Here is a 22,691-nt window from a genome sequence, read left to right as displayed (position 1 = left end):
TGAATATGTTATTACTCAGCGGCATATTTATTAATAAATTCCTATTTATATAAATATTCTATAATATATAAAAAAAATTACAAGGGGAAAATTTTAGAATAGTTGGAGTATATTGATTATATATAAATTTTCATTTTTTATTTTAATAATTATGTTTAATATAATAAATCAATATATTTATTGTTTAAAATAATAATAAATATGTTAAAATACCAATTTAATATAAGGAGTAAATTATGGCTCATATATCAAAGACTATTTCAGATGTTATGGACAGTATTAAAGATCAAGACTATATTTTGCCTGATATTCAAAGAGGCTATGTATGGAAAGCAGAACAAATTGAAAATTTATTTGATAGTTTGTTAAGCGGATACCCTATAGGTTCATTTCTATTTTGGAAAATAAAATCTGATAAAGTAAAAGAATATAATTTTTATAATTTTATAAAAGATTATCATCCTCAAAAAAATAATAATAGCAGTTTAAATCCAAGCGGTGAAAAAGAATTTATAGCTATTTTAGATGGACAGCAGAGATTAACTTCAATATATATAGGCTTATATGGAAGTTATACTGAAAAGAAAAAAGGAGCTAAAAAGAACACTGTTGATCCATTTATAAAAAAATATTTGTATTTAAATCTGTTATATTCTCCTAATACTGAAGAATATAATACTAATCAATATGAGTTTAAATTTTTATCTGAAAAAGAAGCAGAACAAAGATTGGCTGATGATAAAAATTTATGGATAAAAGTTAGAGATATACTTGAAAAAGAATTATCATTTTTTATTATACATCATAGTGATGTAAAAAAATTAAAAGATGAAAATAAAGAAAAAGTGTATGATCTTATAAATAATTTTAAAAGTAAAATAAACAGTGATCCTGTAATAAACTATTATGAAGAAAATTCTCAAGATTTAGATAAAGTTCTTAATATATTTGTAAGAGTTAATAGCGGCGGTACAGAATTAAGTTATTCTGATTTACTTATGTCTACAATTTCAGCAACTTGGGAAAATAAAAATGCTAGAGAAGAAATAGAAGATTTAGTATTTAATATAAACAATTTGGGATTTAATATTAACAAAGATTTTATTATGAAATCATCTCTAATGTTAGCTGATATAAATGTTAAATTTTTTGTTAAGAATTTTGTTATAGATAATATGATAAAGATAGAAAAATTATGGGAAACTATAAGAAAATACTTAATATTGTCTTTTAGTATTCTTAAATATTATGGATATAGTAAAGAATATATTAGTTCTTATAATGCTGTTTTGCCTATTGCATATTTTTTAAAAACTATTAATGCCAGTGATAATTTTATTGAGTCTAATAAAGATATTACTTGTGAAATTTTAAAATGGTTTAGAATGTCTCAAATAAAGCAAATATTTGGCGGAGGTTCAGATAATACTTTAACTAAATATAGAGAGATAATAAAAAACAATGGTTCTAATGATTTTCCGCTAGAAAGTATTAGAGCTGAATTTAGAGGGAAAAGAGGGGATATTTCATTATATAAAGAAGATGTTATAGAGTTAGTAGAAAAAACGGATTATAAAAATACGGATAAAAAACTATTATTTTCAGTTTTATCATCTATCATTAATATACCTAATATTAACGATCAAATAACTATAGATCATCTTTATCCTAAAAGCTCTTTTAAAGAAGCAAATATAAAATCTTGGGGATTAGATCCTGATAAAGTTGCAAAACTTGTAAATAATATATCAAATTTACAATTTTTAGGTGCTTCAGAAAATTCTGCTAAATCTGCTGAAGATTTTAAATCTTGGGTAGAGAAAAAAATTAGTAATTCAAAAGACTATAAAATATACAATTTGATACCAGATATTGATTATAAACCAGAGAATTTTATACTTTTTTGCGAAAATAGAAAGGAGTTAATGATATCAGAACTATGTAAAAAATTTAATATTAAATAAAAATTATTGATAAAATATTTTAAATATATATAATAATGCTTTATATAAAATAATTAGGATTGTTTATGAAAAACTATTTGGAATTATTAAGAAAAGTTTTAGAAGAGGGTGAGGATACTAAAGACAGAACAGGGGTTGGTACTAGAAGAATATTTGCTCCGCAGTTAAGATTTAAATTTGAAGGAAATAAAATACCTATTATAACTACAAAAAGAGTATTTATGAAAGGTGTTATCATAGAATTATTATGGTTTTTGCAAGGCTCAACGAATATAAAATTTTTGCTTGAAAATAATGTTCATATATGGGATGAGTGGGCTGATGATATGGGAGAGCTTGGTCCAGTATACGGAAAACAGTGGAGAGCTTGGGAAACAAAAGAGGGAAATAAAATAGATCAAATTTCTAATGTTGTTAATACATTAAGAAATAATCCAACAAGCAGAAGAAATATTTTGAATGCTTGGAATGTGGGGGAGATTGATAAAATGCATTTGCCTCCTTGCCATATGATGTGCCAATTTTTTGTTAATAATGAAGGCGGTATAATAACTCATTTATATCAGCGTTCTGCAGATTTATTTTTGGGAGTTCCTTTTAATATAAGCTCTTATGCTATACTTACAAGGCTTTTAGCTATGCATAGCGGGCTTAAAGCTTCAGAATTAATAATGACATTTGGAGATGCACATATTTATAGCAATCATATGGAGCAAGTTAAACTTCAGCTTTCAAGAGAGCCTTATGAACAGACTACAGAATTATTTATAGAAGATCGTCCGAATATATTTAGCCATGTTTATGAGGATTTTAGATTAGAAGGCTATAAATATCATCCAACAATAAAAGCGGAGGTAGCAGTTTGATAGTTTCATTAATTGCTGCTGTTGATTCAAAAAATGGTATAGGCTTAAATGGTGTAATGCCTTGGGGGCACATTAAAGAGGATATGCAGTTTTTTAGAAGCACTACCACAGGATATGCTGTTGTTATGGGTAGAGTTACTTTTGAGTCTTTAGGTTCAAAGCCTCTTCCAAACCGAAAAAATATTGTTATATCATCTAATAAAAATGAGCTTTCAAATAAATATGATAACCTTTTTTATGAAAGTAGTTTTGAAAATGCTATTTCCAAATTATTATTAGAAAAGCATAATCAAATATTTATTATAGGAGGTGAGTCTATTTATAAAAGAGCAATGGATTATGCAGATAAAATATATCTTACTCATATAAATAAGAATTATAATTGCGACAGATTTTTTCCAGAGGTAGATAGCAAATTATTTTCTTCAAAGATATTAAAGAATTTTATTTATGATGATGTAGATGTTAATATTGTGGAATATACTAAAGATTTTTAACTTTGTCAACCGTAAGTTGCAGAACTTTTTCTCCCGTTATTACTTATAATACTGATAATTCTTTATATAAAAATGCAGTTCTTTTGCTTCTTTTATACCAATAAAAGAAGTGGGGGTGCGGGGGCAAAGCCACCGCAAATAAAAAAATTAAAAATATTTTTATAAAATATAGTTTTTAGATATTTAACAGAATAAAAAGTATTATGTAATTTTTTCTTTATAATATATAATCTTGTTATTAATAAATGATAATAATGAGGAATATTACTATGAAGAAATTGTTTTATTTATCAATTTTGTTTATTTTAATTATTTCGCTTATTTGCATTTCTTGTGCAAGTAAAAAAGATAATAATTTACAAGTGTATTATAATGGCAATATTATAACTATGGAAGGAAACACAGAAGAGACTCTATATGCTAAGGCTATAGAAGTAAGTAACGGAATAATCACAAAAGTAGCATACACTGATGAAGAAGCAAATAATTTAATAAAAAATAAGTCAGTAATAGATTTAAAAGGTAAAACTTTAATGCCTGCTTTTATAGATGCTCATAGTCATATAATAAGTTTTGCTCAAGCTCTCACAACCGTAGATTTATCAGGCTGTACAAACATAGCAGAAATTGATTCAAGATTAGAAGATTATATAAAAAATAATAAACTTACAAACGGTGCTTGGGTTATAGGTTTTGGTTATGATAATAATTTACTTCCGGGCAAAAAAAATCCTACAAGGGATGATTTAGATAAAGTTTCTACAAACTTAGCTATATTTATTACGCATGCATCAGGTCACGTTGGAAGCATGAACTCTAAAGCATTAGAATATTTTGGTGTAGATGAAAATACTCCAGATATAGAAGGCGGAGTTATAGAAAGATATCCTAATAGCAGAAAGCCTACTGGTTATATGGAAGAGAGTGCTTTTATGAAATATGCTAGAGAGGTTGATTTTAAGGTTAGCGATGAAGATATGATGAACTTTGTTAATCAGGCAGAGAATGTTTATTTAAGTTATGGTATTGCAACTGCTCAAAACTCTTTAATAGTAAATAGTGATTTTCCTTTAATAGAGAATATGATAACAAATAATAGATTTAAAATAGATATAATAGGTTATATAGATTTGAAAAATGCTCCTAATATTTTTGATGAACACAAAGAGTTGATTGGTAAATACAGCAACAGATTTAAAATATCAGGCTACAAAATATTTTTAGACGGTTCTCCTCAGGCAAAAACTGCTTGGTTAAAAGAGCCTTATATAACAGGAGAGAAAGGTTATAGAGGATACCCTATACATGATTATAACACTGTAAAAGAATATGTAAGAAAATCTTTTGATGATAAAATGCAATTGCAGGCTCATTGTAATGGAGATGCCGCAGCTGAGCAATATGTTGATGCAATATCAGAGGTTATGACAGAGAGAGGCACTACAAACAATTATAGAGCCGTATTAGTTCATAGCCAAATTGTAAAAGAGAATGAATATAAAAGAATGAGTGAGTTTAATATAATACCTTCTTTATTTGTTGCTCATATATATTATTGGGGAGACACTCATATAATAAACTTAGGAATGGAGAGAGCTTCTCAAATAAGTGCAAGTAAAACTGCATTAGACAACAATTTGCCTTTTACATATCATCAAGATACACCAGTTATAAAACCTAATATGATAGAGACTATAAGCTGTGCTTTAAATAGAACTACAAGAGATGGTGTGTTGCTTGGAGAAAATCAGAAAATAGATGCTCTAAATGCTTTTAAGGCTATCACAATAAATGCTGCTTATCAAAATGGAGAAGAAGATATAAAGGGAAGCTTGAAAGAAGGTAAATTAGCAGATTTGGTAATACTTTCTGATGACCCATTAAAAATAGATGCTAAAGATATGAACAGTATAGAAGTTTTAGAGACAATAAAAGAAGGAAAAACTTTATATAAAAAATAATATAAAAAACAATAAAAGAGGTTAATATGGTTAGTATAATATCAGATATGGACGGAGTAATTTATAGAGGAAATAATTTAATAGATGGTGCTAAAGATTTTATTAATATGCTTTTAGAGAAAAATGTATCTTTTTTATTTTTAACAAATAATGCAGAACAAACACCAATTGATTTAAAAAGAAAATTAGAATCTCTTGGTATAGATGGCTTGGAAGATAAACATTTTTTTACAGCAGCACAGGCAACAGCAAAATTTCTAAAGACTCAGCAAGAAAATGGAAGTGCTTATGTTATAGGTACGGGCGGATTGGTGAGCGAGCTTTATAATATAGGATATAGTATAAATGATGTTAATCCTGATTATGTTGTAGTTGGTAAGACTAGTGCTTTTAATTATGATATGCTTAAAAAGGCTGTTTCGCTTATAAATAAAGGAGCAAGATTTATAGGTTGTAATCCAGATATAACAGATCCTGCTCCAGATGGAGAGCTTATACCTGCAGTAGGGCCTATACTTGCTGCTATAGAAACAGCTACAGGAAAAAAACCTTATATAGTTGGTAAGCCTAATCCTATTATGATGTCTCTTGCCAAAAATAAAATTAATGCACATAGTGAAAATACTGTTATGATAGGCGACAGAATGGATACTGATATACTTGGGGGGCTTGGTGCTGGAATGAGAACTTGTTTGGTATTGTCTGGAGTTACACAAATGGAAATGTTAAAAGAGTTTCCATATAAACCAAATTATATATTTAATTCTGTGGCAGAGATAGATGTTGAAAAACTTTGAAGTACATTAAAAGATTAAAGTTTTGTTTATAATAATTATATTGAAAAAAGGAGTTACACATTATGGCTACACCACATATATCAGCAAATAAAGGAGATATTGCAGAAACTATTCTTCTTCCGGGGGACCCTCTTAGGGCTAAGTTTATAGCAGAGAATTTTTTGGAGAATGTAAAGCAATATAATAGTGTAAGAAATATGTTTGGCTATACTGGAACATATAATGGTAAAAGAGTTTCTGTTCAGGGTACTGGTATGGGAATGCCTTCTTGCAGTATTTATTCTTATGAGCTTATACATTTTTATGATTGTAAAAATTTAATACGTATTGGTACTGCTGGTGCTTTAGTTGATAAGCTTCATATTGGGGACTTGGTTATAGGAATGGGTGCTTGTACTGATTCTAATTATGCTTCACAGTTTGAACTTCCGGGCACTTATGCTCCTATTGCTAGTTATAATTTACTTAGAAGGGCTGTTAATAAAGCTGATGAGATGAAAGTAAATTATCATGTGGGTAATATTTTATCATCTGATGTATTTTATGGGGCTAACAACGCTACACCTAAATGGTCAAAAATGGGGGTATTAGCTGTAGAGATGGAAGCTGCTGCTTTATATATGAATGCTGCTTATGCTGGAGTAAATGCTCTTTGTATAGTTACTATATCAGATTCTTTAGTTACAGGAGAAGCCACAACAGCAGAACAAAGAGAGAAAACTTTTACTAATATGATGGAAGTGGCTTTATCGCTTGCTTGATTATATGTACTTAAGTTATTACTTCTTGTAAATTTTTCTTGTTCTTTTTCCCGCGTACGAGCTGTACACCTTGCCGCACGGTAATGTTATGCTTTAATTATAATTTCTTAGTCGTGCTGGGGGAGTGCCTTTTAATGTACAATTAAATTATAAAATTTATAATAAAAATGCAGTTCTTTTGGTTCTTTTATACCAATAAAAGAACTGGGGTGCGGGGCAAAGCCCTGCAAATATTTAAAATTAAAAAATTATTTTTAAGGAATATTATTTTTATGTACATAGAAGAGTTAAGAAATAAGCAAAGAGAGTTTTTTAAAAGCGGTGCTACTTTAGAATATTCTTTTAGAATAGAGCAGCTAAAAAAACTAAAAGCTATGATTATAAAAAATGAGGCTAATTTTATTAATGCACTCAATAAAGATATGGCTAAGCTTGAGTTTGAAGCTATTGGCACTGAGTTATTTATTATAATTGATGAGATAAATCTTTTTATAAAAAAATTAAAAACTTGGATGAAAGATAAAAAAGTTAAAAGAAATTTTCTCACAATAGATTCTAAAACAATTATAATGAATAAGCCTTATGGAGTATCGCTTATAATATCGCCTTGGAATTATCCTTTGCAATTAACTTTTCTTCCTCTTATAGGCGCTATTGCTGGAGGTAATACTTCTATAATACTTCCTTCGCAATTAACAACTAATGTTTATGATGCAATATATTCTGCTATAAAAGAAACATTTAATGAAGAGTATATTGCTGTTGTAGACAAATCTTTTCCTGCAGAATATACTACAAAAATAGAATATGATAAAATATTTTTTACAGGCTCTCCTAGGGTTGGAAAAATTATAATGAATAATGCTTCTAATTTTTTAACTTCTCTTACTTTAGAGCTTGGAGGAAAATCTCCTGTTATAGTTGATGATAATATAAAAAATATTAACAAGGCTTTAAAGAGAATAATATGGGGAAAGTTTATTAATTCTGGGCAAACTTGTGTGTCGCCTGATTATTTATTAGTAAACAAAAATATTAAAGATAAGTTTTTAGATGCATTCAACACAGAAATAAAATTATTTGAAGATGAGAGAAAATTAAACAGAATTATTAATAAAAGTCATTATGAGAGATTAAAAAGTTATTTAAATGATGGAAAAATATTATACGGCGGAGAATATGATGATGAAGCATTATCTCTTTCAATTACATTATTAGAGCCTGATAGTTTAGAAAATAATGTGATGAGAGATGAGATATTTGGGACTATTTTTCCTATAATTTATTACAACACCAAAGAAAAGGCAAGAGATATTATATATAAAATATGTTCTCACCCTTTGGCTATGTATGTTTTTTCTGATGATAATAATTTTATAGAATATTTTTTAAACAATATTTCTTTTGGTGGGGCATCTGTAAATGACACTATAAGCCATATATTAAATAACAATGCTCCTTTTGGTGGGGTTTCAACAAGCGGAATAGGAGAGTATCATGGTTATTATAGTTTTGAATGCTTTACAAAGAAAACTACAGTATTAAAAAAGAATTATAATTTTGAGCTTAACACCAAATATCCGCCTTATAGCAAAAATATAAAAGCGTTAAAGTTTTTGTTTGAGTTATTTAAAAAATAAAAATATTATTTTATATATAATGTATAATTAATATGGTTTAAGTTATTTAAACTTGCACTTTTTGCTTCTTTGACAAAGTCTGCACCGCAACCAAAGGGAGTGCTTACGACTGAAAGGAGTACCTTTAGGTATGGGTGCGTAGCTGAGGGAAAAAGAACAACAAAAAATTGACAAACCTAAAAATTTTTAGTATATTACAAAATTTTTTATTTAATAGTAATTAAAACTTGAAAAATTGTTGTTTATATTATATTCTATATTAAATACTATTAATAATAATTATTAATTTTTATAAATTAATAAAGTTAAAAGGATAATATTATGAAAGCATGGAATGGACTTTTAAGAGAATATAAAGAATATTTACCTATTACAGATAAAACCCCATTAATAACTTTGCATGAAGGAAACACCCCATTAATAAAAGCAGAAAAGATAGGAAAAGAACTTGGAGGAATAGAATTATATTTCAAATATGACGGGCTTAACCCTACAGGCTCATTTAAAGATAGAGGAATGGTAATGGCAGTTGCTAAGGCACTTGAAGAAGGCTCTAAGGCTATAATGTGTGCTTCTACAGGAAACACTTCTGCATCTGCTGCTGCATATGCTGCAAGAAGCGGTATACAATGTATAGTAGTTATTCCTGATGGAAATATTGCTTTAGGTAAATTGGCACAGGCTTTGATGTATGGTGCTAAGGTTATAGCTATTAAAGGTAATTTTGACGAGGCATTAAAAGCCGTTGTTGATATTACAAATAAATATCCAATTACATTGGTAAATTCAATTAACCCTTTTAGGCTTCAAGGTCAAAAAACTTCTGCATTTGAGATTTGTGATACTTTAGGAAAGGCTCCTGATTATTTAGCTATACCAGTTGGAAATGCAGGAAATATATCTGCCTATTGGATGGGTTTTAAAGAATATAAAGAAAATGGTAAGGTATCAAGCTTACCAAAGATGATAGGTTTTGAGGCTGAGGGTTCTGCTGCTATAGTACAAAATAGAGTAATAGAAAATCCTCAAACATTGGCTACTGCTATAAAGATAGGTAACCCTGCAAGCTGGAAACTTGCTGTTAATGCTGCTAATGAATCTAATGGTTTTATAGATTCTGTTACTGATGATGAAATATTAGAGGCTTATAAGATGCTTACAAGAGAAGAGGGAATATTTGCTGAGCCTGCTTCTGCTGCTTCTTTAGCTGGAGTTATAAAAACTTATAAAGCAGGAAAACTCAAAAAAGGTGATGTTGTAGTTTCTGTACTTACAGGAAATGGGCTTAAAGACCCTGACAATGCAATAAAAATATGCAATGCTCCTATAAAAGTTGACAACAATATAGAAGAGATAAGAAAAGCTATAGGAATATGATTTATGAATAAGGTTAATAAAAAAAATAATAATAAAATATCAAAAAATAAAAAACTTGTAACTTTTAAAATACCTGCCACATCTGCAAATATTGGTTCTGGTTTTGACAGTGTGGGGCTTGCTTTAGATTTGTATAATGAAATACATATATACGAAAATGAAAACTCTAAAAAAATAGAATTTGAAATAACAGGCGAGGGCGAAAAAGAGATATCAAAAGACAATAATATGATACTTGATGCTATGAAGCTCGTGTATAAAAAACTAAAAGAAAAGCCAGAAAAAGGCTACACTATAAAATGCATAAATAGAATACCTTTATCACGCGGGCTTGGAAGCAGTTCTGCGGCAATCATTGGGGGGCTTCTTAGTGCTAATTATATATTAGGAAATAAACTCTCTCTTGAAGATGATATATTAAATATGGCAGTTCAGCTTGAAGGGCATCCTGATAATGTTTCGCCTGCCATACTTGGTGGAATTATATCTGGTGTTGTACGCAAAAATGAAGATTTTAAATATGTTAAAATTAATGCTCCAAAAAATTTAAAAGCAATAGTAGCTATTCCAAATTTTTATTTGAGTACGGAAAAAGCAAGAAATGCACTCCCAAAAGAGATAAGTTTTAAAGATGCTATATTTAATATTTCAAGAGCAGCACTTCTAACTTCTGCATTAGCTTCAAACAGGCTTGATTTACTTGAAGTAGCAACTGACGACAAACTTCATCAAGATTATAGAGCAAAGTTTATACCGGGGCTTAAAGAATTATTTAAACAGGCAAAAAATGCAGGTGCTTACTCTGTTACTATAAGCGGAGCAGGTTCATCAATATTAGCATTAGTTAAAAACGATGAAAATGTTATTAAAAAAGTTTCTAATGCCATGAAAGAAAGTTTTGCTAAAAAGAAAATAGAATCAGAAATAAAAGTTTTAAATATACCAAATAAAGGAATAATCATTATTTAATTAATTGCATAATAATATTAGGATATTTTATTTCTAAAATCTTTTTACTTTCTGCAAAGTTATCAAATATAGTTGTATGCAGCTTTATAGGAGATATTTGTCTTCTAATATATTCTATAACTTCATTTTGTACAAATACATCTTTTTTTATATTGATAACTATAAAAGGTATTTTAAACCCTCTTTGATGAAAAAGTTCAACTTGCTCAAGACTAGAGTGAATTACATTAGTATCATATTCTACCATAGGTATAATATGTATTTCATTATCATATCTTTCTATATCCATGATTAAATCTAAAAAGCTATAATTCTCTTTTATTGGGTCATATAGGCATAGAGATTCTAATACCATATAATCATAAACTTTTTTACATTCATCTATCAAATCTGTAACATCTCTCTCATCTATTTTTGTGTTGATGCTATGAAGAGGAGAGAGATTTCCATTTGTAGCATAAGAAACAAAAATATCTGAAGCATTTAATGTGGTAGTATTTTTTATATATTCAGAGTCAAATAATTTATTATCTTTTACTTCCATAACAAAAGGTTTATAATAACAAACACTTTTGCCTAATATTTTTATTGATTCTACTATATTAGAAGCTAAATAAGTTTTGCCGCTATGTTTCTTATTAGATATGATATAGAATATTTTCATTTAACATTTACCTTCTTTATTTATTATTTTAATTCTTCTATATGAGCTTTTATATTATATTCTATTTTTACATTTGGTTTTAAATTTATATCCTTGCACAATACTATAGTTGAGTTTTGATAATTCATTTCAAGTTTATCAACAGCATCAGATATAGTATAATTCGGCATATATAAGAAGTTTGTCTCTTCATTAGCTTCTAAAAATAATTTTATCTTTATATATCCTTCATCAGCCATACCAAATATTTTGCCTTTATATTCACCTGTATTTGATAAGTTATCAGATATTCTATTATCCCCTCCAATATAATATCTGTCTTTTTCACTTCCAGCAAGCAAAGTAATATTGTTCTCTAAAGCATAAACAAAACTTATATTTTCATTAGATTTATTTAATATTGTTATGTTTATATTAAAACTTCCGTCTTTATTTACAATATATTTTTTTGTTAAAACTATTTCTTTTCCGCTAACTAAACCATTTTTTTCAAAAGTTATATTAGCATTATTTTTATCTATGTTATTTTCAATTAAATTATAATATGAATTATAAAAATCAGCCTCTTCATCATACTTTAATAATTGAAACTCTTCGGCACTAGGCATTGTTTTTAAGAAATGATCAACAGCAAATACCTTTTCATTTTTATCAAATACCAAATATTTAGCGATATCATCATCTATCTTTTTAGCTATCTCGTGAATTGATACATGTTCATTGTCATTTGATTCTTTATTAGCATTTCTAATAGCAGCAATATGATAAGCCTCTTCTCTTCTTTTTAAGCAGTCTATTAGGTTTATAGGGTTATTAGTTTTTAAATCCCATTCTATAATAGAACCGCTTAAAGTGTGAAATACCAAACTTGATTTCTCTGAACTTACCACAACCTCGTCTCTGCCGTCAATATCAAAATCCAAATCATAGTTCATAAAATATCCGCTTCCATATTTCTTTTTTTCTACTATTGAGCTAGATTTTATAAGATTAGCATATGTGGCATGCCTTAAATTGTTTAAATAAAGCCCTCCAAATGTTCCGTGCCAATAAGGACAGTTGCATTGACCTTGTAATAAATAATCTAAAGCTTCCTCTTTTTCTTGAGATTTATCTAATTCATGAACCATATTTGAAGCAAAAAGCATTCTTTTGTTCATTCTATTGCTCTCAGAGTATTTAAAGAAATAATTTCTCCAAAAACCTCCTCGCATAAATCTTGTTACTATTTCATTTTCTTCTTGCTTTTTAAACTCTTCTTGTTTTGAATGAAACTCATCTTGCACCTTAGCAGGAAGTACCCATGTAAGCATCTCTTCATAAGAGCCTGTAGGTATATATATTTTTGAAATAGGTGCATATTTTTCTATATAATCGCTATAGGTAATAGTTTTTATAATGTCTTTTTCTTTTGTAAGTGCCTCAAAAAACTTTTCAAGCCATTTATCTTCATAAACCCATTTTTTAGTACCCGGCCAATCTCCATACTTCTCACCATCATCATGTAAAACTACTACTCTCTCTCCATCTTCTGTTGCTATAGATTTTAAATATTCAATGGATTTTTCTACTTCTCTAAATGGTATTAAATAACGAAGCTCCTGAGATATAGGAAATATATTAAGCTTATAAGATTCATCATCTGTTAAAAAATAGCTGTATATATTTTTTGTATCAATTCCTGTTGTGAGAAATTGAGAATCATCTATCATAATATATTTTATGCCATTTCTTGCCAAATGTTTTACCAATGTAGGCTCCCAAACTCTCTCAGCTATCCAAGCACCTTTGGGAGTGGTTTTGAATCTTTTTTCTATATATTTATTTAATTTTGTTATTTGCAAATCTTTATCTCTATCTGGTATAGAAGGCATTATAGGCTCATAAAATGCACCGCTTTGAAGTTCTATTCTTTTTTCTGCAACAAGTTTAGCTAAAGCGTCCAAATGTTCAGGGTGATTTTTCTCTAACCATTGAAGCAAACAACCTGTATAATGAAAATTAAATTTTATATCTTTATATTTTTCTAATATATCTAAAAAAGGCTTGTAAGCATTTTGATAAGTATTTTCGCACACAAAGTCAAAATTGCCTACAGGCTGATGATTATGATTTCCAAGTATTAAATTAATAGTTTTCATAAGTTTATCCATAAAAGTTATATATAATTAACATAATTCTATATCATATAAGCATTTTTGTAAAGTTTAATTTGTGTTATATTATTAGTTTAGTGAAAAATATAATAAATTAATATTGTATTATTGTACTTGATATTTATTTTTTAAAGTGTTATAATATTCTAACAATGAAGGGTTATAGAATATTAATATTATTTTTTTCAAATAGTATTATAGTCTGTTTTATAACATTAAATTAAAAAAACAAATAGGAGAATAAAATATATGGCTGACGATAAAACAATATGTTTCTGTATGGGTGTCAAGGAAAGTGAAATTAGAGACGCCATAAAGAAAAATAAATTAAAAACTGTAGAAGAGGTTTCAAACATCACAAAAGCTGGAACAGGCTGTGGTAGTTGTATACCTACTATACAGAAAATACTTGATGAAATTAATAAGTAAATAATTATTAATTAAATGGAGGTAAAAATATATTATGTGGGAATATACAGATAAAGTAAAAGATCATTTTATAAATCCAAGAAATGTTGGAGAGATAGAGAATCCTGATGCTGAGGCTATGACTGGAAGTATCGTTTGCGGAGACGCATTAAAATTAACTCTAAAAATTAATAAAGATACTGAAGTGATAGAAGACGCTAAGTTTCAAACATTCGGCTGTGCTTCTGCTATAGCAAGCAGCAGTATTTTAACTGAGATGATAAAGGGTAAAACTTTAGATGAGGCTAAAAAGATTACAAATAAAGATATAGCAATGGAGCTTGGAGGTCTTCCAGAGGAGAAGATGCATTGTTCTGTAATGGGAATGGAAACATTAGAAAAGGCTATTAATAATTACAGAGGAATCAATGTAGAAGAAGATGAGCATGATGAGGGAGCTATAATTTGTAAATGTTTTGGTGTAACAGATACTAAAATAAAGAGAGCTATAAGAGAAAATAATTTAACAACAGTAGATGAGATAACATTCTACACTAAAGCAGGCGGCGGATGCGGAGCTTGTAAGGTAAAATTAGAAGATATTTTAAATGAAGAGCTTGCTGAGAGAGAAAGAGCTCAAAAAAATGCACCTCTCACTACAGTACAAAAGATTAAAAAAATAGAAGAGGCAATAGAGACAGTAATCAACCCTATGCTTAAAATGGACGGCGGTAGCTGTAAACTAATTGATATAGAAGGCAACATAGTAAAAATATCTTTTAAGGGAGCTTGTTCTTCTTGTATGGCTTCTAAGAACACTTTAAAAGGTTTTGTTGAGCCTAAGATTAAAGAGTTGGTTGATAAAAATTTGGAAGTAGTAGGAGTGTGAATTATGTCTGAAAATAAAATTATATATATGGATAATAATGCCACTACTAGGGTATATCAAGAAGTTTTGGATGCAATGCTTCCATATTTCAAAGACCAATATTATAACCCTTCTAGTATGTATAGCCCAGCAGGTGCTGTGCATAAAGAGATGGAAAAAGCAAGAGGAGAAGTTGCTGACTTTTTAGGATGTGACCCTATAGAGGTTTGTTTTGTTTCTTGCGGAAGTGAGGGAGATAATATGGCTATTAGGGGTACAATAGAGGCTTACCCTACAAAGAATCATATTATCACTACTAGAGTAGAACACCCTGCTGTTATAGAAACTTGTAAATCATTAGAGCGTTTGGGTTATAGAATTACTCTTTTAGATGTAGACAATGATGGAAACATTAATATAGATGATTTAAAAAAAGCTATTAATGATAATACTGCTATAGTATCTATAATGTATGCTAACAATGAAACAGGTGTAATTTTCCCTGTAAAAGAGATTGGTGAGATAGTAAAAAATGCAGGTGCAGTATTTCATGTAGATGCTGTGCAGGCTGCTGGTAAATTGCCTTTAATTATGAAAGATGAGCCTTATATAGATATGCTTACAATAGCAGGCCATAAAATACATGCTCCCAAAGGTATTGGTGCTTTATATATTAAAAAAGGCACTAAATTAAGAACAGTACAAACAGGAGGGCACCAAGAGAGAGGACGCCGTGCTGGTACTGAGAATGTTCCTTATATAATAGGTCTTGGTAAGGCTGCTTCTATGGTTAAGGCAGAGCTTCCTAAATTTATTGAACACACTTCTAAATTGAGAGATAAACTTGAAGAAGAAGTTTTAAAAAGAATTAAAGAAGTAAAAATTAATGGTAAAGGGGCTAAAAGAGTAAGCAACACTACAAATATTAGCTTTAAAAATATAGAAGGTGAAGCTATACTTTTATTGCTTGATGGTTATGGTATATGTACTTCAAGCGGAAGTGCATGTTCTTCTGGTACTTTAGAGCCTTCTCCAGTTTTACAGGCTATGGGAGTTCCTTTTGAATATGCTCATAGCTCAACGAGATTCTCTTTATCATTAGATAACACTATGGACGAAATAATGTATACAGCAGATGCTATAGAAAAGATAGTAGCAAGGCTTAGAGATATTTCCCCATATAGAGATTAAAAAATATAGAATATATATATTGAAAAGGGGCTTAATAATAAGAGCTCCTTTTTTATTTAATTATTAAATGTATTTTAGTTTATGACTGTTGTTAAAAAAATATTAACGTAAATTAAAAATATATATTATTTTGGAGATTTATATGATAGCTAGCAATATACTCGATTTAATAGGCAATACTCCTATTATAAGATTAAGCAATATTGAAGAAAAATTTAATTTAAATAAAAATATAGAATTATATGGCAAAGTAGAAAAAAATAATCCTGCTGCTTCAATAAAAGACAGAGCAGTAAAACAAATATTATTAGATTTAATTAAAGACGGTAAAATAAAAAAAGGTTCTACAATTATAGAGCCTACTTCTGGTAACACAGGTATTGCTATGGCAGCTATTGGGAACTATTTAGGGCTTAATGTTATAATAGTTATGCCTTCTTCAATGTCTGAAGAGAGAAGAAAACTTATAAAAGATTATGGAGCAAAGTTAGAATTAGTTGATGGCGGAATGGATGCAACAGTTGAAAGAGCAAATCAATTAAACAAAGAAATACATGATTCTGTAATACCCGGTCAGTTTGTTAATGAATCTAATTTTATGGCACATTATTTAACAACAGCACCAGAGATATATAAAGATATGGGAGATGTAGATTATATATTTGCGGGAATTGGTACTGGAGGAACTGTTACAGGGATAGGTAAATATGTTAAAGATAATAATAAAAATACTAAAGTAATTGGAGTTGAACCTGAATCTTCTCCTCTTCTTACAAAGGGATATGCGGCTCCTCATAAAATACAGGGAATAGGAGCTAATTTTATACCCAAAATTTTGGATTTGAATGTAGTAGAAAAAATAATAGATGTATCAAATGATAATGCTATTAATACTGCAAGAGAAATATGTTTTACTGAAGGTTTATATGTTGGTATATCTTCAGGGGCTAGTGTTTATGCAGCAATAGATTTATCAAGACAATTAAATAATGATTTAAATAATAAAATAAAAATGCTTTGTATTTTGCCTGATACAGGAGAGAGATATTCTTGGAATTAAAGGATTATTTATGAAACTAAAAACTTTTAAAGAACTTCCTAATCAAAATGATATAAAAGAAATTGTAAAACTTATAAGAGACTATGTTTTTCCTAATTTTTTTAGAGAGACTCCTAATAAAAATATTGTAGAAAAAAATATAATTGAACTTTACAAAAAAATAGTAAGTAATAATTCTCTATTATTAGATTTTATAGAAAAGCTTAAAGAGATTACATTAAGCCTTGAAAAAGATTTAGAGTTTTTTTATCAATCTGACCCTGCTTCAAAATCTTATGATGAAATAGTATTAACATATCCCGGTTTTAGAGCAATTTTTCATTATAGAATAGCACATATATTTTATAATCAAAGAGAGTATTTAATTGCAAGAACTATATCTGAATTTGCACATTCAAAAACAGGAATAGATATTCACCCGGGGGCAAATATAGGCGATTATTTCTTTATAGATCATGGTACAGGAATAGTTATAGGAGAAACTACACTTATAGGTCATCATGTAAAAATATATCAGGGAGTTACTTTGGGAGCATTATCATTAACTAATGGAAGAAGTTTGGAAGGCAAGAAAAGACACCCTACAGTTTGTGATTATGTTACAATATATGCCAATGCTTCTATATTTGGAGGAGACACTGTAATAGGTAAAAATTCTATTATTGGTGCTAATTGTATAGTTTTAGAATCGGTTGAAGAAAACAAAAAAATTACTTTGTAGATTTGTATATTTTATAAATGTATTATCAACTTTTTCCCGCATACGAGCTGTACCACCTTGCCGCACGGTAATGTTATGCTTTAATTATAACTTCTTAGTCGTGCGGGGGAGTGCCTTTTAATGTACAATTAAATTATAAAATTTATAATAAGAATGCAGTTCTTTTATACCAATACCATAGGCATAAAAAAAGAGGCTTAATATAAAGCCTCTTTTTTTACTTGTCTTAATTAATATCAAACACCAAGCGAAATTATAGCAAAGTTTTTGATAGTTGCTGTAGCACCAGCTTCTTTAGATATTTCATCTATTAAACTTTTGATAGATATTTTATTATCTGTAAATAATTTTTGGTCTATAAGAACGCTTTCAGAATACCAAGAGTTCATTTTACCTTCAACTATTTTTGCTACCATGTTTTCTGGTTTGCCAGCATCTCTTACTTGTTTTTCAAATATTTCTTTTTGCTCATTAACAGCATTAGGGTCAATTCCCTCTCTGTTTAAAGCTAAAGGTTTTTCACTAGCAACATGCATAGCTATTTGATTTGCAATCTCTAAGCATTTTCCTTTAGGCTTAACATCAAACTCAACAATAGTAACAAGTTTATTATTGAAGTGAACATAGCTTCCAAAGAAACCATCAGTCTTCATAACTTTTACTTCTGCAAGTACAGTTTTCTCTCCCCATTTCTGCATACCTTCGTTTATCATAGCTTGAATAGTTTCACCATTCTCACCTTTAGTGTTTAGAAGAGTATCAACACTAGCATTATCAACTGTCATAGCAGTTTTAGCAATGCTTTTAGCTAAATTAATAAATAATTCATTTTTAGCAACGAAGTCAGTTTCACATTGAAGTTCTATACAAGCAATTTGGCTTTTATCATCATTAACACAAAAACCTATAGAACCTTCTTTAACTGTACGTTCGCTTTTTTTAGCAGCAACAGCTGTACCTTTTTCTTTTAATAGGCGAATAGCCTTATCCATATCACCATCAGCTTCTTGAAGAGCTTTTTTACATTCCATAATACCTATACCAGTACGCTCTCTAAGCTCCTTAATAGTGTCCATACTAATATTTGCCATTTTTTTATCCTTTAGTTTAATTTTTTTATTTTTTATTAATCTTGGTCGTCTTGGTCAGAAACACCATACTGTTCAGCAATAGCTTCAGCAGCTTCAGTAGCACTATTGTCATAAACCTCTTCAGCAATCTCACCAGTAGATTCATGTTTAGCTAAAGTTTCTTTTCCAGCCTCATTCTGTCCGTCTATAATAGCAGAAGATATAACTCCAGCAAATAAGCTTATAGCTCTAATAGCATCATCGTTGCCCGGTATAGGATAATCTATAAGCTCTGGGTTACAGTTAGTATCTACTACAGCAACTACAGGTATTCCTAATTTTCTAGCTTCGCTTACAGCAATATGCTCTTGCATAGGGTCTATTACAAATATCATATCCGGTAAGTTTTCCATATCTTTGATACCTGCAAAGTTCTTTTCTAATTTGTCTTTTTCTTTAAGAAGGAGTATTACTTCTTTTTTAGGTAATTTATCAAAAGTACCATCAACTTCTTCTTTTTCTATTCTTTTAAGTCTAGCGATACTTCTTTTGATAGTAGCGAAGTTAGTAAGCATACCACCCAACCAACGATTATTAACATAATACATATCGCATTTTTCAGCAGCTTCTTTTATACTTTGTGAAGCTTGTTTTTTAGTACCTACAAAAAGTATATTTCCGCCGTTTCTTGACATTTCTTTAACAGCATCATAAGCTTTTTTTACATAAGTTAAAGTTTTCATTAGGTCAATGATGTGTATATCATTTCTCTCCTGAAAAATAAAAGGTTTCATTTTAGGGTTCCATTTTCTAGTTTGATGTCCGAAATGAACGCCTGCCTCTAAGAGGTCTTTCATAGCTGGTAATGACATAAGCATATCCTTTAAAATAAAATAGAGTACCGATTAAGGCACCCTATATCCATAAATTTCTAAACTATTACTATATTAAAAAAATCATAATGCTTTGATTACTAATATTTAAGTAACAATGTCTTTTTTTAAGATAATTTATTAAAAAATATCTTTAAAGAACATTTTGCTATTATGGAAAAGTTTACCAATTAAATCGGCTTGTTTAACATAATAACATTATTACACAAAAAAGTCAATTATTAAATAACACTTTATTTATATTATTCAACGGTAACGCTTTTAGCCAAATTTCTAGGCTTATCAACATCGCAGCCCCTTATAACAGCAGTATGATAAGCCAATAATTGTAATGCCACTATTGAAACTATAGGCATAAACATGTCTTCAACTTTAGGAAGATATAATATTTTTTTGTATGCATCTTTATCTATATCAACACCTTCCTTAGCAAAGAGAAGTACATTAGCACCTCTTGATATCACTTCTTTGGTGTTGCTTATCATTTTGCTTAGTATCTTTTCTTGTATAGCTAATGCCACAACAGGAGCATTATCAGTAATAAGAGATATGGCACCATGCTTAAGCTCGCCTCCTGCATATGCCTCGCAGTGAATATAGCTAATCTCTTTCATTTTTAAAGCTCCTTCCATAACCTGATAATAATCCAAATCTCTGCCCATAAAAAATATACTATTTGCTTCTTTATAATCAATGCATAAATCTTTTATTGTGTCGCTCATATTAAGTACATCTTCTATAGAGTTTATAGTGTTTATTAAATTTTTTATTAATATTTTTATATAATCATTGTCTTTTATTTTTCTCTCTAATATTATTTTAAAAGTTATCAAATACATCATAGCCATCTGTACAGAATAAGCCTTTGTTGAAGCTACAGATATTTCAGGACCAGCATAAGTATATATAACATAATCAGCATTTCTCGCAATAGATGAACCATTAACATTTACTATTGCTAAAGTTTTATATCCTTGCTTTTTAACTAAATTTAAAGCTGCTAAAGTGTCAGCAGTTTCCCCCGATTGTGATATAAATATTGATAAAGTTTTTTCTGTAAGTATAGGGTTTTTATATCTAAACTCAGAAGCTATTTCACATTCTACAGGTATTCTGCAATTATCTTCTATAAGTCTTTTTCCTATCATGGCGGCATGCATAGCTGTACCGCATCCCACTATATAAACCCTATCAAAAAACTTCCAAAACTCTTTATCAGTGATCCCATCTCTTTCAAAATCTGGAATACCATGGACTATTCTAGGCTCTATAGTATCAAGTAGTGCTTTAGGCTGCTCATTAATTTCTTTTAACATAAAATGATCATATCCGCATTTCTCTGCCTGTTCTACAGTCCAATTAGCTTCAAGTATTTTGTAATCAGTTTCTTTTAGGTTCTCATCATATATAGTTATTTTATTTTTTTCTAAAACAGCAATATTGTTTTCTTCTATCAATACATATTTATTAGTATATTTTAATATTGCAGGTACATCGGAAGCTAAAAAGTTTTCATTATCCCCTAAAGCAGCTATTAATGGTGCTGATTTTCTTACGGCATATACTTTATTAACATCATCTTTAAATATAATTGCAAAAGCATAAGAACCTTCTATTATGTTAACCGCCTTTTTTATAGCAGTTAAAGGGTCTCCTTCATATAATGAATCTATTAAATTTGCTGCTGCTTCTGTATCTGTTTCAGAAAGAAATTTATAACCCCTATTTATTAAATCTTTTTTTATATCTTTATAATTTTCTATAATACCATTATGAACAAGAGAAAGTCTTTCTGTAAAATGTGGGTGAGCATTAATATCTGAAGGCGCTCCATGTGTTGCCCATCTAGTGTGCCCTATGCCTATATTTGATGGTATATTATCTTGAATAAGATTTTTTAAATTATCAAGTTTGCCTTCTGCTTTATAAGTGATTATTTTATTGTTTGAATTAACAACAGATATTCCAGCAGAGTCGTATCCTCTATACTCCAAAGATGTAAGTCCTTCTAAGAGTATATCAATTGCATTATCATTATTTCCTACATATCCAACTATTCCGCACATATTAAAATCCTTTAAATTTTATTAAAATTAAAAAATATTTATAAAATTATGTTAAATTAAAATACAAAAAAGTCAATACTTGTAAAAGTAATATTGTTAGCAGTAATATATTTATTGAGCTCTTTTGTTTTATTTACTAAAAAATTATATAAAGCTTTAATAATATTTTTATTTATATATTTCTTTTAATTTCATTTCATCATAAAAAGAAAGCCTATAAGAATATAATTTTATAGCTTTCTCTAAACTATTTAAATCAGGCTTTACATATAATGATACGCTTGATAAATCTGAATACCACCATATAGTGTATTCTTCAAAAGGTTTATTGTAGTATGAATAATATTTTATGTCTGTAGAAGATGAATTGCCATATTTGAATGTTATTTTTTCTTTTATATTTTCTATATCTGTTGCCTCAGAAGGGTAGTAGAAATCGTTGTTGTTATAGCTATATCCTATATGATTGCATACTTCTATTCTATAAAGATAATCATTATAAAAATATAAATAATATGCCAACTTATCATCAATGTTTTTATATATGTTTAAAACAGTGTTTTCATTTAATTGAACTTCTTGATGAAAGTCAGCATATAAGTCTGTATTATAATTTGTAATTTTGTTATTAACTTCTTCTATGTTCATGCCAAACTTAAGAGTTTTATATCCGTCCAAATTAAAAAACTCTGGAAATCCTTTTAATTGTGCAAATAGAAAGTTGCTGAAAATAAAAATAATTACAAAAACTTTATACATAAT

Annotated in this window: 20 protein-coding genes; 14 read left to right on the top strand and 6 right to left on the bottom strand. The window is 28.8% G+C overall.

Annotation, left to right across the window (positions count from 1 at the left end; all coding sequences use genetic code 11):
* The first annotated feature begins 236 nt into the window (after positions 1 to 236).
* The 9 genes from GQX97_RS04220 to thrB all read left to right on the top strand — a co-directional run bounded on the left by GQX97_RS04220 (position 237) and on the right by thrB (position 10,832).
* On the top strand, positions 237 to 1,964 hold the full coding sequence (locus tag GQX97_RS04220) for a DUF262 domain-containing protein (protein WP_157150695.1): 1,728 nt from the start codon (positions 237 to 239) through the stop codon (positions 1,962 to 1,964).
* A gap of 65 nt (positions 1,965 to 2,029) precedes the next feature.
* Positions 2,030 to 2,830, top strand: coding sequence for a thymidylate synthase (locus GQX97_RS04215; RefSeq protein ID WP_157150694.1), 801 nt, complete (start codon positions 2,030 to 2,032; stop codon positions 2,828 to 2,830).
* Positions 2,827 to 3,327, top strand: a complete 501-nt coding sequence (locus GQX97_RS04210) for a dihydrofolate reductase (protein ID WP_157150693.1) — start codon at positions 2,827 to 2,829, stop codon at positions 3,325 to 3,327. The genes GQX97_RS04215 and GQX97_RS04210 overlap by 4 nt, the downstream gene beginning before the upstream one ends.
* Before the next feature lie 269 nt (positions 3,328 to 3,596).
* Positions 3,597 to 5,288 (top strand): amidohydrolase, encoded by a 1,692-nt coding sequence (locus GQX97_RS04205; protein WP_157150692.1) that lies wholly within the window; start codon positions 3,597 to 3,599, stop codon positions 5,286 to 5,288.
* Positions 5,289 to 5,314: 26 nt separating this feature from the next.
* Positions 5,315 to 6,085, top strand: coding sequence for an HAD-IIA family hydrolase (locus GQX97_RS04200; RefSeq protein ID WP_157150691.1), 771 nt, complete (start codon positions 5,315 to 5,317; stop codon positions 6,083 to 6,085).
* Between the two features lie 62 nt (positions 6,086 to 6,147).
* Positions 6,148 to 6,846, top strand: coding sequence for a purine-nucleoside phosphorylase (deoD, locus tag GQX97_RS04195; protein WP_157150690.1), 699 nt, complete (start codon positions 6,148 to 6,150; stop codon positions 6,844 to 6,846).
* Positions 6,847 to 7,118: 272 nt separating this feature from the next.
* Positions 7,119 to 8,486: an aldehyde dehydrogenase family protein gene (locus GQX97_RS04190; protein WP_157150689.1), complete on the top strand. Its 1,368-nt coding sequence runs from the start codon at positions 7,119 to 7,121 to the stop codon at positions 8,484 to 8,486.
* A 321-nt stretch (positions 8,487 to 8,807) separates the two neighbouring features.
* Positions 8,808 to 9,863 (top strand): threonine synthase, encoded by a 1,056-nt coding sequence (gene thrC, locus GQX97_RS04185; RefSeq protein ID WP_157150688.1) that lies wholly within the window; start codon positions 8,808 to 8,810, stop codon positions 9,861 to 9,863.
* Positions 9,864 to 9,866: 3 nt separating this feature from the next.
* Positions 9,867 to 10,832, top strand: a complete 966-nt coding sequence (gene thrB, locus GQX97_RS04180) for a homoserine kinase (protein WP_157150687.1) — start codon at positions 9,867 to 9,869, stop codon at positions 10,830 to 10,832.
* Here the strand turns inward: thrB and GQX97_RS04175 are convergent.
* Both GQX97_RS04175 and GQX97_RS04170 read right to left on the bottom strand, forming a co-directional pair.
* Positions 10,825 to 11,496: an AAA family ATPase gene (locus GQX97_RS04175; protein ID WP_157150686.1), complete on the bottom strand. Its 672-nt coding sequence runs from the start codon at positions 11,494 to 11,496 to the stop codon at positions 10,825 to 10,827. The genes thrB and GQX97_RS04175 overlap by 8 nt on opposite strands.
* A gap of 23 nt (positions 11,497 to 11,519) precedes the next feature.
* Complete coding sequence (locus GQX97_RS04170) at positions 11,520 to 13,637, bottom strand: alpha-amylase/4-alpha-glucanotransferase domain-containing protein (protein ID WP_157150685.1); 2,118 nt, start codon at positions 13,635 to 13,637, stop codon at positions 11,520 to 11,522.
* 264 nt (positions 13,638 to 13,901) lie between these two features.
* On the opposite strand from GQX97_RS04170, the gene GQX97_RS04165 reads away from it, so the two are divergent.
* The 5 genes from GQX97_RS04165 to epsC all read left to right on the top strand — a co-directional run bounded on the left by GQX97_RS04165 (position 13,902) and on the right by epsC (position 17,900).
* The gene (locus GQX97_RS04165) at positions 13,902 to 14,081 is read left to right on the top strand and encodes a (2Fe-2S)-binding protein (protein ID WP_157150684.1); all 180 of its coding nucleotides are present in this window, start codon (positions 13,902 to 13,904) and stop codon (positions 14,079 to 14,081) included.
* 34 nt (positions 14,082 to 14,115) lie between these two features.
* Positions 14,116 to 14,949, top strand: a complete 834-nt coding sequence (gene nifU, locus GQX97_RS04160) for a Fe-S cluster assembly protein NifU (RefSeq protein ID WP_157150683.1) — start codon at positions 14,116 to 14,118, stop codon at positions 14,947 to 14,949.
* Positions 14,950 to 14,952: 3 nt separating this feature from the next.
* Positions 14,953 to 16,119 carry a cysteine desulfurase NifS gene (nifS, locus tag GQX97_RS04155; RefSeq protein WP_157150682.1) on the top strand — a complete coding sequence of 389 codons (1,167 nt, stop codon included), beginning with the start codon at positions 14,953 to 14,955 and terminating at the stop codon, positions 16,117 to 16,119.
* A gap of 142 nt (positions 16,120 to 16,261) precedes the next feature.
* Positions 16,262 to 17,179: a PLP-dependent cysteine synthase family protein gene (locus tag GQX97_RS04150; RefSeq protein WP_157150681.1), complete on the top strand. Its 918-nt coding sequence runs from the start codon at positions 16,262 to 16,264 to the stop codon at positions 17,177 to 17,179.
* Positions 17,180 to 17,189: 10 nt separating this feature from the next.
* Entirely contained in the window at positions 17,190 to 17,900 is a 711-nt protein-coding gene (gene epsC, locus GQX97_RS04145; protein ID WP_157150680.1) for a serine O-acetyltransferase EpsC, read from the top strand.
* 236 nt (positions 17,901 to 18,136) lie between these two features.
* On the opposite strand, the gene tsf is transcribed toward epsC, so the two are convergent.
* The 4 genes from tsf to GQX97_RS04125 form a co-directional block, all read right to left on the bottom strand.
* Complete coding sequence (gene tsf, locus GQX97_RS04140; RefSeq protein WP_157150679.1) at positions 18,137 to 18,991, bottom strand: translation elongation factor Ts; 855 nt, start codon at positions 18,989 to 18,991, stop codon at positions 18,137 to 18,139.
* A gap of 35 nt (positions 18,992 to 19,026) precedes the next feature.
* Positions 19,027 to 19,842 (bottom strand): 30S ribosomal protein S2, encoded by an 816-nt coding sequence (gene rpsB / locus GQX97_RS04135; RefSeq protein WP_147730330.1) that lies wholly within the window; start codon positions 19,840 to 19,842, stop codon positions 19,027 to 19,029.
* 263 nt (positions 19,843 to 20,105) lie between these two features.
* On the bottom strand, positions 20,106 to 21,929 hold the full coding sequence (gene glmS, locus GQX97_RS04130) for a glutamine--fructose-6-phosphate transaminase (isomerizing) (RefSeq protein WP_157150678.1): 1,824 nt from the start codon (positions 21,927 to 21,929) through the stop codon (positions 20,106 to 20,108).
* A gap of 168 nt (positions 21,930 to 22,097) precedes the next feature.
* Positions 22,098 to 22,688 (bottom strand): hypothetical protein, encoded by a 591-nt coding sequence (locus tag GQX97_RS04125; protein ID WP_157150677.1) that lies wholly within the window; start codon positions 22,686 to 22,688, stop codon positions 22,098 to 22,100.
* Positions 22,689 to 22,691 lie beyond the last annotated feature (3 nt).

Origin of the sequence: Brachyspira sp. SAP_772, from assembly GCF_009755885.1 — a bacterium.
GTDB lineage: Bacteria > Spirochaetota > Brachyspiria > Brachyspirales > Brachyspiraceae > Brachyspira.
Note: the sequence above shows the minus strand (reverse complement) of the source record. Positions and strands in the feature narration are given on the sequence as shown.

Coding starts and splice junctions, on each gene's coding strand:
- GQX97_RS04220 (WP_157150695.1), top strand. CDS start 237: ATGGCTCATATATCAAAGACTATTTCAGATGTTATGGACAGTATTAAA.
- GQX97_RS04215 (WP_157150694.1), top strand. CDS start 2,030: ATGAAAAACTATTTGGAATTATTAAGAAAAGTTTTAGAAGAGGGTGAG.
- GQX97_RS04205 (WP_157150692.1), top strand. CDS start 3,597: ATGAAGAAATTGTTTTATTTATCAATTTTGTTTATTTTAATTATTTCG.
- GQX97_RS04200 (WP_157150691.1), top strand. CDS start 5,315: ATGGTTAGTATAATATCAGATATGGACGGAGTAATTTATAGAGGAAAT.
- deoD (WP_157150690.1), top strand. CDS start 6,148: ATGGCTACACCACATATATCAGCAAATAAAGGAGATATTGCAGAAACT.
- GQX97_RS04190 (WP_157150689.1), top strand. CDS start 7,119: ATGTACATAGAAGAGTTAAGAAATAAGCAAAGAGAGTTTTTTAAAAGC.
- thrC (WP_157150688.1), top strand. CDS start 8,808: ATGAAAGCATGGAATGGACTTTTAAGAGAATATAAAGAATATTTACCT.
- thrB (WP_157150687.1), top strand. CDS start 9,867: ATGAATAAGGTTAATAAAAAAAATAATAATAAAATATCAAAAAATAAA.
- GQX97_RS04175 (WP_157150686.1), bottom strand. CDS start 11,496: ATGAAAATATTCTATATCATATCTAATAAGAAACATAGCGGCAAAACT.
- GQX97_RS04170 (WP_157150685.1), bottom strand. CDS start 13,637: ATGAAAACTATTAATTTAATACTTGGAAATCATAATCATCAGCCTGTA.
- GQX97_RS04165 (WP_157150684.1), top strand. CDS start 13,902: ATGGCTGACGATAAAACAATATGTTTCTGTATGGGTGTCAAGGAAAGT.
- nifU (WP_157150683.1), top strand. CDS start 14,116: ATGTGGGAATATACAGATAAAGTAAAAGATCATTTTATAAATCCAAGA.
- nifS (WP_157150682.1), top strand. CDS start 14,953: ATGTCTGAAAATAAAATTATATATATGGATAATAATGCCACTACTAGG.
- GQX97_RS04150 (WP_157150681.1), top strand. CDS start 16,262: ATGATAGCTAGCAATATACTCGATTTAATAGGCAATACTCCTATTATA.
- epsC (WP_157150680.1), top strand. CDS start 17,190: ATGAAACTAAAAACTTTTAAAGAACTTCCTAATCAAAATGATATAAAA.
- tsf (WP_157150679.1), bottom strand. CDS start 18,991: ATGGCAAATATTAGTATGGACACTATTAAGGAGCTTAGAGAGCGTACT.
- rpsB (WP_147730330.1), bottom strand. CDS start 19,842: ATGTCATTACCAGCTATGAAAGACCTCTTAGAGGCAGGCGTTCATTTC.
- glmS (WP_157150678.1), bottom strand. CDS start 21,929: ATGTGCGGAATAGTTGGATATGTAGGAAATAATGATAATGCAATTGAT.
- GQX97_RS04125 (WP_157150677.1), bottom strand. CDS start 22,688: ATGTATAAAGTTTTTGTAATTATTTTTATTTTCAGCAACTTTCTATTT.